Genomic DNA, 17409 nt, shown 5'->3' with positions numbered 1-17409 from the left:
CCACCTCGGTCGTTGATGTTCGCGCTTTGCCGCCCGGTTTGCCGCGGCGAGCTGCCGCTCGCTCCTATTCACACATGGCGTTCGACACGCGCACGATTTATCGGCGCCGGTGGCGGAGCCGCTCGGGCGAGGTGCTCCAGCCGGCGGACGGTAAGGGGGCCTCCTAGCGCATTTAGTGGAAATTATTGATTTGGAGGCCGTGCTCAACCAACGAAAAGTCCCTTTCTGCATGCGCGCCGACGGCAGCGCCTTCGCCGCCGTGCCCCACTTCGTCCGCTCCGGTCGCGATGAGGCTATCGTCACACTGGAGGCAGCCCGGTACCGCCGTGGATAACCCTGTCATCTTCGCCATGCACTCCACATCGCACCCACGGCCGCACGTCAACCGACCAACCGGCCAACCCAAAACCCTGCCGGGAAATACAATCGCCCCGAAAATTCCTTGCTTCGCTAAGCGCTGCACACCAGGTGGGGCCCGTTCGGATAAGCACCATTTCGATGCACACCTGGTCAAGCGAATCCTTGATGGTTTTCCCTATCGCGTTAGTCGGGTGTTGACCCATGTCGAGCTTCAACACGTGTCTGCACAATTCAAATGCTGGGGGATGCGTAATTGTAAATAGCCACGGTGGTCAAGGGCATCTCCTTATACAGAAGTCATGAGTCCTCAGCCCGTAGCGCCAGGATCATGAACGCAGCATCCATGGTTCGCTGCATGCCGATCCAGATCGTTTTGGCGCCGGGCTCGCCATCACTCTTGCGGCCCAGGAAACCACCCAGTGACGCGATCAAGCGAATCATTTGATTGAGCGTGACGGGCGTCTTTGGACGCGCCTTCTTCGCGAGTAGATACGCGCCTCGTATCTCATCGGCATCAAAAAATAGCGACGCGTCCAGGTCAGGGCAGGTTCTGCCCAAACGCATCAGCCGGGCAACGCGCCACGCCACGACCATGTAAAACACCAGAGCCCGTTCCACGCGGTCCATGTGGGATAACTGTAAAGCTTCCACCTTGCACCCGTTCTTCAGGACATTGAAGAACATTTCAATCTCCCACCGGGCTCGATACCAATCGATCAGCTCGACGACGGCATCTGTATCTTGCGCCTCCCGGTTGGTCAGCAGTCGCCACACGACAGGGGTAACGCCTGCCGGGGCGCCGATCTCCTGGGCCACAATGCAGGTGACGGCGGGCCCCGTCTTACCCGGCAGCTTCACGCGTTGCGCACGTAACTCCTGCTTGACCTCGCGCGCCTTCTGGCCTGCGCGCCCCGGCAGGATGAAGCCGATCTCCCCCAGAGCTTCGCTGGCGTCTACCGTGTCCCACAGCTTGCCTGTCTCACCAAGGCTGCGGTTGTGTTGGGAACGTATCAGCCAGTCTGCAGGATTGCCGAGCTCATTAGCACGCTCCATCATCGCAGCGATATCGCCTTCCCGATCCGCCACGTAGACCAGGCGAGTCTCAGGCAACATCGCGGCCTGTTCTGCAACGCGTTCGTAGCTTTCAGTCCACCGTACGCTCTCTGTAATACCAACCCGCTGCCCGTTTGCATCCAGCGGCTCCCGGGCCAACATCCAGGCGTCGATCACACCGAGTGGTTCCCGATCCGGCGTCACAGCATAGGTCGGATGGAGATACATCCCCCTCTGCGCTTCGTAGCTCAAGGGCCCGAGCCCATCGATCTCCTGGCCGTTAAAGTTCAGCTCGGTCGTGTCTGCAATGCACAGCACCACCGGGAATTGCCGCGCCCGCCCTGCCGTGCGCTCCCAATGCGGCTGCATCATGTCTGTCCACTCGACTTCCTCGTTGCCGAAAAATCGATAGGCAGCGATGGTCTCTGCCCAGTCCTCGCATGCGCCCGGAATGCTCGCAGTCGGCCTCGCAGCCAGTCGCTTCAGCAGCCCCTTCGCCCGTCGGTCCCGCCTTGGATCGCCAAGATCCAGCACCTCAAATTCTTCGTCCACCCATGCCCCCGACTCGTCGTTCATTCGCGCTCGAAAATCTAGGAGTAAACGCGAGTCCGCGCGAGTTTACAACCCCTCCCGCCCAAGTCCCATCAAATTCTGGCCGCACTGCGCCCGGTCAGGACGCTGGACTTCTGTATAAGGAGATGGGTCAAGGGGCGGGAGAGGAGAAGCCATGACGCACAAGATGATTGCCAGTCTAACGAGCACACTCCGTTCCTTTCTTACTGCAAGCGCGGTAGTCGGGTGTCTAGGAGCAAGCACCGGCGCCACAGCGGCGCCTGTTATGTACACGATCTTCGCCGTTACCGATGTCAGTCTCGGGGGCGCCCCTTTCATAATGCGCAGGTTTATCTGACGTTCGTGGGCGATACGAATGATATTCAGTCCTTCAATTGTCCTGCCAACGCACCTGCCAACGCACCATGTGTGGTTGGTGCCGCACCGCCGCCATACCCGGGGACCCCAATTTTGTAGCGGGAGGCTACCGAATAGAAAAAGGCCAGGCGAGCGTCTTAATCATTAGCGGCATGCACCACGTGAGAGCCAACTTCTTGCCGAATCAGTTATTTGTTTCGAGCGACACTGCAAATGGTGGTGGCGGGTTCAGTTCACGGATCGGCGCTGATCGCCATGTGGCGCCTGCCTATCCCCTCGCGATCGACGGCGCGTCAATTTGGGGCAACGCGGACCTTGTCACGCCCGGTGCTTACACCGGTCACGCGTGGTCGTGCATTGGCTTTCCGCCAGTTTTTAAAACAGGGCATTGCACTGATCCAGCGGATTTCCCGCTCAAGACGAACCGTGGAGACTTCTTCATCTCACAGCCGTATTTGCGTTTGAAGCCGGACGGCACGATTGAAGGTGACTACAACGGATCGCTCAACAACGGCATCTTTTCCGTCGTGCTGCTCCCGACGGCGCCTGGTGTTCCGCAAGAGAGTGGGCCGTCGCTCAACCGCACTCCTTTCGAGCGAGAGTAGAGTAGCTGAAAAAGACGCCAACGTTGCGCTAGTGATTCGCACCTGGAGCGGAATTTGAATTCTGAATATGAGAGGTGCTCATGAAACAGGTTATCGCAGTTGGATTCGCGCTCGCTTTTGGACTCGCGGTCAGCGGAAGTGCGCGGGCGGCCCCAGTTGTTTACAAGCTCTATGCCGTCACTGACGGAAAGCTTGGTTCGCAAAGCTTTTCGCAGGCACAAGTCACAATTGCATTCAGAGGCGACACGCGTAATGTCTCGATGGAGACAGCACCGGGCACAGCCGTGTATCGAAACGATCAAGGCGAAGCGACAGTTACGCTCATCCAAGGTGCCAGCAAGTCTGTAGCCCATATCGCCGCTGGGCAGATCTACGTCCGCTACGATACGAAGAATGGCACGGTTGGCTTTGGCTCCTTTGCCACGGGCCCAACCTATCCGATCACACTAGTTTGCGACGAATTTTCTGGTGAAGATTGCACGTCGGTGGGAAAACCACAACAGGACTTCGTACCCTACAACGAACTTGTGGCCGCGCTCGCGGACATTAAGGGGACAGGAGACGCGTCGCGCTACTCCGCAGATGTCAGCGCGCTGCTGCCCACGGGCCTGACCGACTCGACCCTTCTGACAGGAGTCGTCTCTGCGTGTGCTGTAGCTTACAACCTTACCGATGCTTGCCCCTCGTCACCGGCGACGCCCATTCGCACGGACCTCGGCGATTTCTACCTTCAAGATCAGAACTTCGGGAGCGGGGGCATATTTACGGTTGTGGTTGGCGAGAAGGAGGAGGATTGACTTCCAATATAGCGGTCGTGGCTTCACAAGATAGACACTATGAAGGCGACCGCCGCAAATAGTGGTGAACGCGCGCGGGCGGCAGCGGGCGAGCAAATCAGACAGGGGCATGAGAGCCAAGCGAAGATCGAGAAACGATCCTTGATCCGGGCTACCCCGCGGGTAGCCGTCCTTAGAGATGGGGCGCGCAGGTAACAGGGGTGGTCCCAGCGCTTTGCGCATGTGGTATGTGGTGCCCGGCTCCGCGCCGGCACGGATAGAAGGTAGTCCGGGCAATAGCCCGGGCATTGAGCACCCCGACCTCGGCTTCGCCGCCGCGTCAGTTCCGCGAAGGCGAGATAGCGCCACAAAGCAATTGCCAATCGGCGGGCAAGTGCGACAATACCGACGCGCCGCATGCGCTTGCTGCCGGGCGCGAAGCGCTTATTGAACCATTGCGTGAGCTGACTCGTTGGCTGGTGGCGTAGCCAGCTCTGTGGGCAAGGATGTCAACCCCTTCAGTATTGGATTTCACATGCCAGTTCAATCATCAGCCAGCGCGCTCGTTTGTTGCCCGCCTTGCTGATGTCTTGCTCGACCTGACTTTCGCCACTGCTGTAGGGCGTCGGTGCCAGTCCGAGGCAACCTGCGACTTCGCGCCGATTGGTTACCGCGTTGCTCTCCACACTTAAGTCGGCATCACCTCACTACTGGTTTGAGGTTTGCGCCGGTAGGAATCTCGCCGTACTCGGTTTACGGGCGCGCTGACCTGCTATCTGTGAAAGCGCCGCCAGCCAAACAGTTCCTTGACCAGGAGCCAGGAGCTGCCCACGCCGATCCCGCTGAGCCGCGCGAGCAGCGCGATGGCTGGCTGCGTGCCAGCCTTCACGGCCTCGCGCTGCTGGGCTTCGATTGTTTTGATCTGCGCTACTACCAGCACCAGTCTTGCGACTTCACGCTGGATCTCGGCACCCAAGCCAGCAGGCAGTTGCGAGCCATGAGCGTTCCACCATTGCTTCCAGGAGCGGTCACCAATGTGGGGGACCCGCAGGTTGTGCAATACCAGCAGCGAACGAACACGGTTGCTGTGGGCCGTGCGTTCCTGTTTGAGCCGACCGAGCTCGCGGTGCAAACGCCGCTCATCTTCCTGCTCTTCAGTTGGTACCGGTGCGACTGCCCACACCCGCCGCTCGCCGGCGTGGTAGCGCATCAACATCGACAGTAGCTTGTCGCAATCGAGGCGGTCGCTCTTGGCGCGTCTCGCACGGCGATTGACCTCGATGCTGGCCGAATCCACCACGAGGTTATGGATTCCTTGCTTGGCCAACCAGCGGTGCAACCAGAAGCCGTCGCGCCCAGCTTCGTAGCAACTGCGCACCCGGGCTTGCGGTGCCAGGCCGCAGCGTGCCTTGGCTTTGGCGATGACTTGCCGGACTGCATTCAGGTCGCCAGCCGCCAGCGTATGCCGGCTCGGTCCGTGCACGCCGTCCCCCAGCGACAGCTTCCAGCTCTTGTCGCCCAGTTCAAAGGCCATGTACAGCCAGCCGGTGATCGGCGTATTCTGCCCATGAAGGGCTGTGTCAGGCGCGTCCATTTGCGTGCTCCTTTCGAGAAACGAGAGTGCGAATCTTCGTTTTACTCCAGGAGTTGCCTCCGCGGCCCTTCATAGTATCTCTAATGGCCGGCGCTCAAACCTCGTCGCCTGTCAAGGGATCTCGTAGGCTAATCGCGATTTTTTGGCGGCTTATCTTGGGTGGATTGCCTGAGCCTCTGCCATCGAATTCCCCAATTTTTCTCTCGAAAACGATAGCATATACAGCCGTCGTCGCATGGACCTCCCATGGCTGGGTACCTTTCCTCCCGCTCTGTCAGTGCATCATCCAAAACTCGTGGTTAGTGTCAGCGTTTCCAGGGCGGCAGCCTACCGCCACCCGCCTGGATTTCCGTCGCCGTGTTTGAGCCCCGGATCATCCCTATAGCATGCCGCCGATCCGGCGGAACCAACCCGCCACCTCACCGACCGGATCTCTTGCCGCTAGCCGCTCCGCAGTCATGAGCGGAAGGCCTTATCGGCAAGGCGCAGCTTTGCCGGCCCATCCTTCATAACGCCGTCAAATTTCTGCTTGGCGGAGAAAGCTTCGGCAAAGAGCTTCGGAACAGCCTTTCCGTCAGCATTTGGCACGCTCGTCGGTGATCAAATCCGACACGGTCTGATCGGCCGCATGGAGCGCCCGGCTGAGGTATTTGAACGCGGTGACATCCGTTGGTCTTCAAACGCAGAGAAGAACTTTGACGCGGCTGTCGGGTATGACACCCGCCGCAGCCTCAAGTGAGTGCGCCCTGCCGGGCGCACCAAAAAAAGCCCACCGAATAGGGCGGGCTCTTGAATCCAAGTCCAGGGGCAGCAATCCCTCGCTCAAACTTGGAGGAGAACTCAGTGGAAGATAGCGCAAGCGGTATCTTCCACTGTGTACTCAAAGACGCGTGGCCGCCCTCCGCGGAGGGTGGCTCCCACATCCCGTTACAGCGCGGCAACCTGGGTGCCGTTGCCAAAATTCTGCAGGGTGGGGATCTTCAAGTTGAGATGCGAGCTCGCGTCAATCGTGTTCACGATCGGCCCGATCTGAACGCCGATGGTCGGGCTGGCAAAACCGCCGCCGCCGATCAGGTTCTGGAAGTTGCCGCCGACAACAGAGAAGGCGCTACCGCCGCGAACGGCGGACATGGTCTTGCCGTCGAGCTTCTTGTCGAGGGGCAGATCCTTGATCATCAGGGTCGATTGCATGGTAAGTCTCCTAAGGGTTCGGTTGGGGAGCACCCTCCTGGGGCTCCCCCGTCTCGTTACAGCGCGGCAACCTGGGTGCCGTTGCCAAAATTCTGCAGGGTGGGGATCTTCAAGCTGAGATGCGAGCTCGCGTCAATCGTGTTCACGGTCGGCCCGACCTGAACACCAAAGGTCGGGCTGGCAAAACCGCCGCCGCCGATCACGTTCTGCGAGTTGCCGCCGACAACGGAGAAGGCGCTACCGCCTTGAACGGCGGACATGGTCTTGCCGTCGAGCTTCTTGTCGAGGGGCAGATCCTTGATCATCAGGGTCGATTGCATGGTAAGTCTCCTAAGGGTTCGGTTGGGGGAGCACCTTGTTGCGCTCGAAGGGTATAGAGCATAGGGCGTGCCACCCCAGGAGAGATGCCGCAAAAAAACATAAGTACTTGAAAAATATCAGTTTTATTTAGAATCCTCGCGTTTCAGATTCCCGATGACAAGGGTCTGCGAGGTAAGGTGTTGGGCCCTGGCCAGCTCATTTCATGACCACTGTTTGGCAAAACAAACACACGTCAATCTCCCCGTGCATTCTCAAGAGGAGGGGTCTGAAAGCATGCGATTCGAGGCTCCCGGTCGCGCCGACATGTGTTGCCCCTTCCAACAACTCGGCCCACAGGGCCGAGTCACGGGCAGTCTTGATCCTTGGAGGGCAGGTCACGCACGCGTCCCCAGACCGCGCCAAAGCGGGGGCTGAGATCAGTCTTCACGCAAGAGCATAATGAGCCACCTACAATGTGCTCATGTCCTTCGATCCTCAACCGGCGATCTCTGTCCTCCAGTTGCGAATCAGCCTGCGAGGCTTGAGCCCGCCGGTGGCGGCGCGTCATCGTTCCCGAGCACTTGACGCTCGCGCAATTGCACAATGTCATCCAGGTAGTCATGGGGCGGACGGACGAACACCTGCACCAGTTCACCATTCGTGGCAGGCGTTACGGCGAAGCCCACGAGGGCGTCATGCAATTCTCCACGGTGGCAAGCGAGCTGGCTCTGACGGCGTTTGGTCTGCGTGAGCACGAAGCAGATTCAAATGTTTTCACCATACCGACTATCTGGCACTCATCCCGCTTATGGCTGCCAGAAGGGTACGCCTCTCGCGATTGATACCCTGCGCCTTGCGGCGCTTCGTTACGTTGTCAGAGCCGCTCTTGATTCAGGCTCCTGGATTCACCGGGTGACACCGGTGGTTCACTCCTTCTATACGGCGAGAAGGGCGAACAACTTCTGTAAGCGACTTCGTGTCGCACCTCGACGATGTTGTTCAGGTATTTGGCCTGGCGAATGACGATGGGTGTCTCACGGTTGGCGTTGAGGTCGTGCAGCGCCGCCAGGTTGGCCGCGCTGCCGTCGATGGTTACCGAATCGGGTTCGCCGTTGTGGTCGACGGCCCTCTCGAAAAAGCGCCGTGCCGCGGCCTTGTCACGCTGGGCGCGCAGCAGGAAGTCGATGGTATGGCCCGCCTTATCGACCGCCCGGTACAGGTACTTCCACTGACCGCGCACCAGGATATAGGTCTCATCCATGCGCCAGCTTGTTCCCACCGGGCGCTTGCAACGACGAAACACCTTGTGCAGCGCCGGCAACAACTTGAGCGCCCAGCGGTGCACGGTCGAGTGATCGACCGAGATACCGCGCTCGGCCATCATCTCTTCGACATGGCGCAGGCTCAGGGGATAGGCAACGTACCAGCGCACGCAGGTCAGCATCACCTCCAGCGGGTAGTGCAAACGCTTGCAATTTCCGGATTCATGACCGCTGCGCGCACATGCGGAATTCGACACCAGCCCATTCTACTGGAGGTCTACTGCGACACAGCCATTTGCACATCACACGGAAATCCTGGGCACCGGATTCAAATCGCTGGAAGAAGGTGCCAGAGTTGAGTTCGAGATCACGCAAGGCCAAAAGGGTCCGCAGGCTTCCCAGATTCGCAACCTCTAACTCCCGCTGCGCCTCTACAGAAAACAAGAAAGCCCTTCACCATTGTGGTGGGCTTTTCCTTTGCAGCGTTCTCCGCTTTGTGACCCGGGGTGATCGTCCTTTTGCTGCAGATTGATACGGTGACCGTCCGGAAAGCCGCTCGCAGCAAGGCTTTCCGACTTCCCTTTTATCGAGAATGTCGACTCTTTCGCAAGTCGTTGATTCACAAGAAATTTGGGAGCGCGACCGTATCAATTTGCAGCAAAAGAGCGATCACCCCTCCCAGAGGCGCTCAAGCAAATCGCGGCCGACGCCGTGCAGTCGATCTGGCAGGCCGCCAACGAGGCCGCTAGCAGTGAGCTGGCCGCCTTGCGGGCCGAAGCGCGGCTGCAGGCGAGCGAGGCGGAGGCGCAACGCGACCAGGCGCGCGCGGCGGTGGTGGTGGCCGAGCAGGAGACGAAGGCAGTGCAAGCCGAATTCGACGCTGCCCAGCAAGCGCGGGCGACGCTACAGGGGAGCTGGAGGCCGAGCGGCAGGCCCACGCGGCTGCGCGGGCGCGCCAGGAGGAGGGCGTGCGTCAGGCCGAGGCGCTGGAGCGGCAGTTGCAGGAGTTGCGTACCCAATTCTCGACCGAGCTGGAGCGCACCCGCGAGCAGGTGGCCGTTGCGCAGGAGCGGGCCAGCGCCACCGAGCGCCGCGCGCTGCGCGAGATCGACCAGGAGCGCACGCTGCGCCAGAAGGGCGAGCAGGCGGCGGCGGACCTGCGCGCTGAGCTGGCGGCGGTGCAGGCGCGGGCGCAGGACGCCGCCGTGGCCGGTGCCGAGGAACGGGCGCGGCAGCAGGCCGAGCGCGAGGCGCTCAGCCGGCAACTGGCGGAGGCAGAGCAGGCGCTCGGGCGAGGGCAGGCGGCCCAAGACGGGCTGCGGGCGCAACTGGAAACGGCGGTACGGCATGCCGAGCGGGCCGACGCGGAAGCCACCGCGACGCGCCGCCTGGTTTCGCCCAAGCGCCGGGTGCCGGTGACGCGCACCAAGTTCAAGCCCGGGCCGGCCTGAGGGGGAGGTGTCGGATGGCATTTATCCACCGCACGAGGGCACAAGCCTGTGGACAAGCCGCGCGGGGGCCGAGTGCCGGCGGCGTCAGCGGAGTTGACTAAAATTTAGGCAGCGAGGGCGGCCATGTCCTCCCGCCGGCACCGATGCTCGTCACAGCCATCCTCTAATCAACCCGGACGTCCAACGCTGTCAGACGACGGCAAGATGCCGGATTCGGCGTCGCCCCAAATTTCTTCACCTACACCATGTCGATCGAAATCGAGCGCGCGCAAGCGATCACCTGGGTTCGCATCCAGATGGCCCAGCATGGGCTGAGCCTGGCTGACTTGCAGGCCGCCGGCTGCTTTGCCGAGCCGCCGCCGACCCCAACGCCAGGAGCGGTGCGCTACCGCAATGCGCACGGGCAGGGCGGGGACGGCCGCGGCGCCATGCCGGACTGGCTGCAGCGGGCGATCCACGCCGGGCCGGACTTTTAATCCGTTGGTCGTGTGTTCGAGTCACGCACGACCCACCAGCATTACGAAGGGCCTGTGGCGCAAGTCACAGGCCCTTTTTCGTGGTGCGCCCGGCAGGGCGCACTCACTTGAGGGTGCAAGTCCCTTACACACCCGGCAAGGGGAAGTGTTAGCCAGAGACAAGGGTTTCCCGGGCGACTGGGAGTCTGAAGGAAGTCCGAGGCAAAGCGCTGGCCTGACGAACAGGAAGCGGATGAGGCGTCGTATCGGGGTGAGGTAGCCATAATTGCCAAAGCCCGATACTTGCACGGAACGATGCGGCGTAGATCCGACAGGCATAAGCGTGAAGGTGGGTGCGTCATACCCGGGGAGATCTGCACCGCTGCCACGGTGCTACCGACGTCGAGAGGCGTCGGGACGGCGGTGCAGAAGTCAGCAGAGGCCATATTAGGTGCGCGGTTGGCACTGAAGGGCCAAACATGAATGAGCGCGATTAGGACGACAGACCTCGATGCTTACCGACGAAGCCCAAATGCACGAACGAGTGCAGCCCACAGCGGAGGAAGGCGGGCGGAACCTGCCTGGGGCCGATGGGGGTGCGGAGGCTGGCACGGCGGCTGTCGGGCAAACGAAAGCGCGGGCGCCATCGCTGATGGAGGCGGTGGTCGAGAAGGGCAACATGTGGCTGGCGTACCGGAAGGTGGTCAGGAACGGTGGCGCGGCCGGGGTGGATGCCCTGGCGGTGACGGCGTTGCGGGACTGGCTGAAGGTGCACTGGCCGAGCGTCAAGGCGGCGCTGCTGGCCGGCCAATACATCCCGCAGGCGGTGCGCGCGGTGGACATCCCCAAGCCTGCGGGCGGGGTGAGGACACTGGGCATCCCGACGGTGATGGACCGGCTGATCCAGCAGGCGCTGCTGCAAGTTCTCCAACCGATCTTTGAGCCGGGATTCTCCGAGTCGAGCTACGGCTTCAGGCCGGGGCGCAGCGCTCAGCAGGCGGTCTTGCAGGCACAGCGGTATGTGCGGGAAGGCCGGCGCTGGGTGGTGGACATCGACCTGGAGAAGTTCTTCGACCGGGTCAACCACGACATCCTGATGTCGCGGGTGGCACGGCAAGTGAGGGACGCCCGGGTGCTCAAGCTGATCCGGCGGTATCTGGAAGCGGGGCTGATGCGTGGCGGGATGGTCGAGGCAAGGAGGCAAGGCACGCCGCAAGGCGGGCCGCTGTCGCCGTTGCTGTCGAACATCCTGCTGACGGATTGGGACCGTGAGCTGGAAAGGCGGGGCCTCGCGTCCTGTCGTTACGCGGACGACTGCAATATCTATGTGCGTAGCAAGACGGCAGGACGGCAGGTGTTGGCTGGCATGACAGCGTTCCTAGCGGAGCGGCTGAAGCTGCGGGTCAACGAGGCCAAGAGCGCGTGTGCGCGGCCGTGGGCGCGCAAGTTCCTGGGCTATAGCCTGACAATGCACCGTCAGGCGCGGTTGCGCATTGCGCCGGACAGCCTGCAAAGGCTGAAGGAGCGTGTGCGGGAACTGGTGCGTCCGGGACGAGGAGGGAACCCGGCCCACACGATAGCAGTGTTGAATCCGGTACTGCGCGGGTGGATGGGGTACTTCCGCTGGACCGAAGGCAAGCGTGCGCTGGAGGAGTTGGACGCCTGGATCAGACGGCGGCTGCGCTGCTTATTGTGGCGGCAAGCCAAACGTCGTCGGACCCGGGTGGTGATGCTGCGTCGGCAGGGGCTATCGGACGAGCGAGCGTACAAGTCAGCCTACAACGGGCGCGGCCCGTGGTGGAATGCTGGCGCGATGCATCTGCGCGATGCCTTCCCGAAACGCTACTTCGACGCCATGGGGCTGGTCTCGCTGCTGGATACTCAGCGGCGCTTGCAGTCTCGTTCGTGAACCGCCGTATGCGGAACCGCACGTACGGTGGTGTGAGAGGGCTGAGGGGGTAACCCCTCACCCTACTCGATTGCGCCCAGCATGGGCGCACTCCTGTGGGTGCAAGTCCCACCGTAAGTTGATCACAGCGATCGAAGCGAAGCGCAACTGCGAAAGGGCGACCGATCGTGGGGAGGAAGCGTGGAGCGAAGCTGCGAGCCGAGGAACACGAACCGGATAGAAGGCGGTGCCGACCAGGACGAGCGGGCATGAAACCGCGAAGTTCTCGTGATCAAGGGGAGGCGGCGTAAATCCGGCGGTTGTGCAGCGAAGGAGTGCGTTCTTACCTGGGGAGATCTCGCCTCATGCCTGAAAGGGCGACGGCGTCGAGCCGGAGCGAGAAGTCAGCAGAGGTCGAAGTAGTTGGGGGTAGCGCCGGCAAGGCTCGAATCCGCCGACGAAGGACCGAACGAGAGGGAGTGTTCGAAGCCATGTCGATACCGAAGGCATTGCGTCAGAAGCCCGCGCGAGCGGGGCGGGAGGGAGTAGCGGGCGGTGAAGCCGGCCGTGAACCCGCCTGCGACGAAGCCGGCGGTCCGCGGCGGGGACCGGAGGACACGGGGTCGGCGCTGCTGGCAGCGGCGCTGACGCGAGAGAACCTGAAGCAGGCGTTCAGGCGGGTCCGCCGCAACAAAGGCGCCGCTGGCGTGGATGGTCTGGATATTGATCAGACCGCCCGCTATCTGGTGTCGGCGTGGCCGGAGATCCGCCAGCAACTGCTCAAGGGGACGTACCGGCCCAGTCCGGTACGGCGGGTAACGATTCCGAAGCCGGACGGAGGAGGCGAGCGCGAGCTCGGTATTCCGACGGTGACGGACCGGCTGATCCAGCAGGCGCTGTTGCAGGTGCTGCAGCCGATGCTGGACCCCACCTTCAGCGAGCACAGCTACGGCTTCCGGCCTGGGCGGCGTGCGCACGATGCGGTGTTAGCCGCGCAGTCGTACGTGCAGTCGGGGCGGCGAGTGGTGGTGGACGTGGATCTGGAGAAGTTCTTTGACCGGGTCAACCACGACATCCTGATTGACCGTCTACAGAAGCGCATCGGGGACGCCGGGGTCATCCGGCTGATCCGGGCGTATCTGAACAGCGGGCTGATGGATGGCGGGGTAGTGCTGCAGCGGTACGAGGGCACGCCGCAAGGCGGGCCGCTGTCACCGCTGCTGGCTAACGTACTGCTCGATGAGGTGGACAAGGCGTTGGAGCGTCGAGGTCATTGCTTCGTGCGCTATGCCGATGATGCGAACGTGTACGTGCGCAGTCGGCGGGCGGGCGAGCGGGTGATGGCGCTATTGCGGCGCTTGTACGGCAGCCTGCGCCTGAAGGTCAACGAGGCAAAGAGCGCGGTGGCGAGCGCGTTTGGCCGCAAGTTCCTCGGCTACAGCTTCTGGGTGGCCGCAGGGGGAGTGGTCAAGCGCAAAGTGGCAGTTAAGCCGCTGCTGACGTTCAAGCAACGCATCCGCGAACTGACTCGCCGCTCAGGCGGGCGGAGTCTGCAGGCAGTCGTGGATCGGGTGAGGCCATATGTTCTGGGATGGAAGGCCTACTTCCGGCTGGCGCAAACGCCCCAGGTCTGGCGCGAGCTGGACAAGTGGATGCGCCACCGGCTGAGGGCCATCCAGCTCAAGCACTGGCGCCGTGGTCGGGTCATTTACCGAGAGCTGCGTGCGCTGGGTGCTACAGCGGATGCCGCCAGGCAAGCAGCGGCGAGTAGCCGGTGCTGGTGGCGCAACAGCGGCGACACGCTGAACCGGGTCCTGACCATCGCCTACTTCGATCAGTTGGGCATGCCCCGTCTCACTTAACCTCAACCTCTCGAACCGCCCGGTGCGGACCCGCATGCCGGGTGGTGTGGCAGGGGCGCAGCCAGTGGGCTGCCCCCTATGCCGATTGCACGGTTCATCGTCGGTCGTTGTGCAACACCGAGCGTCCATGGCGGGATTGCCAAGATGCGGTAAGCTAATCACTTCCGATTTGTCCCGTCATCCAAATGGCAAGATCTCGACGCCCTACCTATCGCCGGAATGCAGTTCCATCTGATTTTGCCCAGCTGAGCAATCCGATACTGGAGAAGACGCTCCCATTTGGTGTCTATCTCAGCCGGGTGGCGCACTTTCTTGCGTACGAAGACGATCGTGAATTCAACGAGCGCTTTGACAGGCTCTTGGACAGGCCTCGCTTCAGAAGTGCATTCAACGGGTATGCGAGCCGCGTTGAAGATATCTCGAAGCATCCACTCTTGCGAAGTGGTGTATCGGATAGCCGCATGTGGAGCATTTATCGGTCAATATTTCGTCGTGATGCGGAAAAACTAGGTTATTTGACCCGCCAAAAGAAGATTGTCGAGCGCGCGTTTCTCTTCGGGCAATATGACACCGCACTCCGGGTGCTTGAAGATACAAAAACAGAAATTGGTGAATCGCTTTGGTATATAAGAACTAAGGCTTTGATCTTATTTTACCAAGGCCAGGTGGAAGAAATGCACCGATTCTGCGAGGAGGTGAAAAGCAGAAGTAAGGAGTACTTCTTCATATATGTTGTAAACAGCGTGCAGCTTATTGCGCACTCGGATAATGCGGCAATGCATCTGAAGAAGCTGGTTATTAACAACATCATTGAGCTGGTAGAAGCTGGCCAAGATGAACCAGCCGATTTGCTCGCGCTAATATTTTGTCCTAGCCCATTAATTTCAGAGCGCGACTGCTACGGCGCGTTCTCACGAGTTCAGGCGTATCCAATAGTTGATCAATATTTGATGATATTGGAAATCATCAGATTGCATCTCGCAAATAGGGCGATTTCTGACGACGTCGATGCGGCAAGTTCCGATATCCCACGATTTCTTAGCGAACTCAGCGAGGTGATTGACGATCCGATGCTGTTGACGCTCCAGCGTGAGCGAAGCCTTAAGCCCCCAATTTCCGATTCTGGGCAAGAGCTATTGAGGCTCTACGAATGTGGGAAGTATGGAGAGGTGATTCAGCACTACTTTTCCAATCTCCAAAATTTCGATGCGCCAGCTGCCTATGTCAGTATTGTAGCTAAATCGCTCGCATATGCTGGGGAAGATAATCTTTCTAGATTTAAATCAAGTCCTTTGATCGATTATGTTCGGGATTTTTCGAGCTTGTATAGACTCGATTTTTCAGATTCCCAGTCTGAAGAGGAGATTGTTTCAAGGATTATTAAGATGCACGGCATGGTAGATGCGGTGCATTTCAATTGCGCTGTATACCAGGTGCATCCGCAGCGCTATTCTCCTAAAGAACGGCAAGTATCGGCCGCGAGCGCCATTCTTACAGATTCCGACGTCCCGCCGATGACACGGTCAATAGCGGATGGTGACTCAGGCAATTTCGGCGTTAAGTATGGGCAAGAGATGGACCCATCATGCCCAGAATATCGATCGTTGAAGCGCAAGATATGTCAGCTTGTTAACGATGGTGCCGCGGATGACGAGATCCAGGTTCAGATGGAGGCCTTAAGGGTAATCACTCCTCTGAAGAGAGATTATCTCGAGCTTTATTCCGAGTATTGTGTTTATACCGATCGTTTGCATGCACTCATAGACGTCTGTTCGCGGAACATCGTGGATGATCCGCGAACACACGTGTGCTTTCCTATGGATGCGTTAATAGCTGAAATTGAGAAGGAGCAGTTGGTTTCCCTGCAGGCGATCCTAGTCGCTTATGTCTACTCGCGATATGTCTCAGCGAAAAAAGACTACGTCTTAAATGAAACATTTGACGAGTATCTTTTGTCAGCTGGCGTAACTAGGCCCACTGAGCTCATCGCCGGTGCGAACGAACTGACAAAAGCGGACGTCATATTCTTTCGGGATATATGCTCGCTCGAAATAATGGACTTTCTTAGCTGCTTCAATAACACCGATGATCTGCGGGCGGAGAGAATAAAGATACTTGATGTCCTTAACCGGTTTGGCGAGATCGACCCCGCGACACGTATGACGGAAGTTGAGGAAATTGTTGGTCAGGTGATTATTGATGCAGGCACTCAAGCATTGAATGGGGCAAAAATATACGTTAACGATGGCGCTCTAAAAAAGAAGAATATTGCTTTGGTCGACTCACTTCTCACGCTATTTCGGTGTGCGAAGGAGGATGATGAGGATAAATATATTATCTTGGGCAGCATCGACGACGAGGAGGCGCGGGCAGTTTTGTCAGGGACGAAGAACTCCGTGGTCATGAGGCTGATCACAGGGATTCTTGATAGTTTTCTTTTCGATGAGAGGTATGGGTTGGACAAGAATCTCAGCGGCGAAATTCGTCACGGATTTTTCCCCAATCTTATGAGATCGAAGCTTGAAGAGCATAAGCTAATCACCGAAATCGGTGATAATGGAAAGTACAAGAAAAATCAGTACTGGATGGATTTCAATTCGCTGATAACTGACGATATTCTCTCTGCTATTGATTCTAATCTATCCGATTTTTCGGCTTCCTTTAATCGGGTTTTGTCCGAGGCGCAGGAATGGATGAAGATTGCCAGCGCTCCAGAGCAAGATACCCGCCTGTTCAGGTATGACATAACAACGAGCGATGTGGAGGAAATCCGAACTGCAGCTGAGACCTGTACTGATGCGGACGAGCTTTCTGACTTCTTATCTAATTGGATTTGGGGGCGTACCCAGGAGTGTTTGACACAAATGCGTGATGCCCTCAATGGTGTCTTCCGTGAAAAGGTCGATAGTTTGTTCGATGAGCTTGTGCAGCGGATTGAGGAAACTAAGAAGAGGGCCGCTTTGGTAGAATTGATGAGCGCCATCACACATGCAAGGAATGGAATACGGGAAGACATTTCGACCGTTACCGGTTGGTTCGAAAGAAGTGAAGGAAATGCAATAGCAGACCAAACGCTCGACCAGGCGTTAGAAATTGCTATTAACTCGTTCGGAGCAGTGCGGCGTGCTGCTTCTCCCATCCAGCTTGAATGCGGCGCTGAGTTCAAGCAGTTGGTCGTTCTGAGTAAGTCTGCAAAGCCGTTTGTCATTGGTTTAACTAACCTCATTGATAATTGCTATCGTCACAGCGGTCTCGGATTGGAAACCCCTGTCACTATTAGAGCCTCGATTGACCGCGGAACCCCATCAATACGTATTTCAAATCCCGTTACCGAAGAACGTGCGCTGGGAATAAATGCAAGCACTCTGCTCGCGGATGATGGGAAGATGCGCGATGAAGCTTCCCTTCGCCTCATGCGTGTGGAGGGGGATCGGGATTAAGTAAAGCGTTCCACCATATGAAGGCAAGTAATCCATCCTCGGACATCAGGTTGGACTTTGATAGTGGCTTCTTTCATACAACTGTGAGCTACGGAAATGCAGATTTTGCTCGTTGAAGATAATCAACACAAGCGGGTTCACATTGCAAGCTTCCTGTCTTCTACCTATCCGAACGTGGAGGTTCGTGAGGCCTACTCCTTTACATCTGGATGCCAAGCCTTGGCAGATGGGAGCTATCCGGT

General features: G+C 59.0%; 13 protein-coding genes and 3 pseudogenes. 9 read left to right on the top strand and 7 right to left on the bottom strand.

Going from position 1 to position 17409, the window contains the following annotated elements; translation table 11 throughout:
• Nucleotides 1–657: 657 nt before the first annotated feature.
• On the bottom strand, nt 658–1989 hold the full coding sequence (locus OMK73_RS15580; protein ID WP_267602836.1) for an IS4 family transposase: 1332 nt from the start codon (nt 1987–1989) through the stop codon (nt 658–660).
• A gap of 530 nt (nt 1990–2519) precedes the next feature.
• Here OMK73_RS15580 and OMK73_RS15575 point away from each other — a divergent pair.
• On the top strand, nt 2520–2948 hold the full coding sequence (locus OMK73_RS15575; protein WP_267602834.1) for a hypothetical protein: 429 nt from the start codon (nt 2520–2522) through the stop codon (nt 2946–2948).
• Between the two features lie 80 nt (nt 2949–3028).
• Nucleotides 3029–3745, top strand: coding sequence for a hypothetical protein (locus OMK73_RS15570; protein WP_267602832.1), 717 nt, complete (start codon nt 3029–3031; stop codon nt 3743–3745).
• Between the two features lie 320 nt (nt 3746–4065).
• On the opposite strand, the pseudogene OMK73_RS15560 reads toward OMK73_RS15570, so the two are convergent.
• The 4 genes and pseudogenes from OMK73_RS15560 to OMK73_RS15545 form a co-directional block, all read right to left on the bottom strand.
• A pseudogene (locus OMK73_RS15560) lies at nt 4066–5318 on the bottom strand (IS110 family transposase); the annotation flags it as partial.
• Between the two features lie 456 nt (nt 5319–5774).
• On the bottom strand, nt 5775–5906 hold the full coding sequence (locus OMK73_RS15555; RefSeq protein WP_267602830.1) for a hypothetical protein: 132 nt from the start codon (nt 5904–5906) through the stop codon (nt 5775–5777).
• A 339-nt stretch (nt 5907–6245) separates the two neighbouring features.
• Nucleotides 6246–6509 carry a hypothetical protein gene (locus tag OMK73_RS15550; RefSeq protein WP_324291735.1) on the bottom strand — a complete coding sequence of 88 codons (264 nt, stop codon included), beginning with the start codon at nt 6507–6509 and terminating at the stop codon, nt 6246–6248.
• Nucleotides 6510–6565: 56 nt separating this feature from the next.
• Nucleotides 6566–6829: a hypothetical protein gene (locus OMK73_RS15545; protein WP_267602827.1), complete on the bottom strand. Its 264-nt coding sequence runs from the start codon at nt 6827–6829 to the stop codon at nt 6566–6568.
• A 561-nt stretch (nt 6830–7390) separates the two neighbouring features.
• Here OMK73_RS15545 and OMK73_RS15540 point away from each other — a divergent pair.
• Nucleotides 7391–7651, top strand: a complete 261-nt coding sequence (locus tag OMK73_RS15540; protein ID WP_267602826.1) for an IS1096 element passenger TnpR family protein — start codon at nt 7391–7393, stop codon at nt 7649–7651.
• A 92-nt stretch (nt 7652–7743) separates the two neighbouring features.
• Here OMK73_RS15540 and OMK73_RS15535 read toward each other — a convergent pair.
• Nucleotides 7744–8328 (bottom strand): annotated as a pseudogene (locus OMK73_RS15535) (IS6 family transposase); the annotation flags it as partial.
• 37 nt (nt 8329–8365) lie between these two features.
• On the opposite strand from OMK73_RS15535, the pseudogene OMK73_RS15530 reads away from it, so the two are divergent.
• A pseudogene (locus tag OMK73_RS15530) lies at nt 8366–8488 on the top strand (cold-shock protein); the annotation flags it as partial.
• A gap of 252 nt (nt 8489–8740) precedes the next feature.
• Here the strand turns inward: OMK73_RS15530 and OMK73_RS15525 are convergent.
• Nucleotides 8741–8962 carry a hypothetical protein gene (locus tag OMK73_RS15525; RefSeq protein ID WP_267602823.1) on the bottom strand — a complete coding sequence of 74 codons (222 nt, stop codon included), beginning with the start codon at nt 8960–8962 and terminating at the stop codon, nt 8741–8743.
• A 77-nt stretch (nt 8963–9039) separates the two neighbouring features.
• On the opposite strand from OMK73_RS15525, the gene OMK73_RS15520 reads away from it, so the two are divergent.
• The 5 genes from OMK73_RS15520 to OMK73_RS15500 all read left to right on the top strand — a co-directional run bounded on the left by OMK73_RS15520 (nt 9040) and on the right by OMK73_RS15500 (nt 17167).
• Nucleotides 9040–9522 carry a hypothetical protein gene (locus tag OMK73_RS15520; protein WP_267602821.1) on the top strand — a complete coding sequence of 161 codons (483 nt, stop codon included), beginning with the start codon at nt 9040–9042 and terminating at the stop codon, nt 9520–9522.
• A 245-nt stretch (nt 9523–9767) separates the two neighbouring features.
• Nucleotides 9768–9998, top strand: coding sequence for an H-NS histone family protein (locus OMK73_RS15515; RefSeq protein ID WP_267602820.1), 231 nt, complete (start codon nt 9768–9770; stop codon nt 9996–9998).
• A gap of 490 nt (nt 9999–10488) precedes the next feature.
• A complete protein-coding gene (gene ltrA, locus OMK73_RS15510; protein ID WP_267602818.1) occupies nt 10489–11886 on the top strand; it encodes a group II intron reverse transcriptase/maturase in 1398 nt (465 codons plus the stop codon).
• A 470-nt stretch (nt 11887–12356) separates the two neighbouring features.
• Nucleotides 12357–13727 carry a group II intron reverse transcriptase/maturase gene (gene ltrA, locus OMK73_RS15505; RefSeq protein ID WP_267600714.1) on the top strand — a complete coding sequence of 457 codons (1371 nt, stop codon included), beginning with the start codon at nt 12357–12359 and terminating at the stop codon, nt 13725–13727.
• Nucleotides 13728–13912: 185 nt separating this feature from the next.
• Nucleotides 13913–17167, top strand: a complete 3255-nt coding sequence (locus OMK73_RS15500; protein ID WP_267602816.1) for a hypothetical protein — start codon at nt 13913–13915, stop codon at nt 17165–17167.
• The last annotated feature ends 242 nt before the right edge of the window (nt 17168–17409 follow it).

This window comes from Cupriavidus sp. D39 (genome assembly GCF_026627925.1).
Classification (GTDB): Bacteria; Pseudomonadota; Gammaproteobacteria; order Burkholderiales; family Burkholderiaceae; genus Cupriavidus; species Cupriavidus ulmosensis.
Note: the sequence above shows the minus strand (reverse complement) of the source record. Positions and strands in the feature narration are given on the sequence as shown.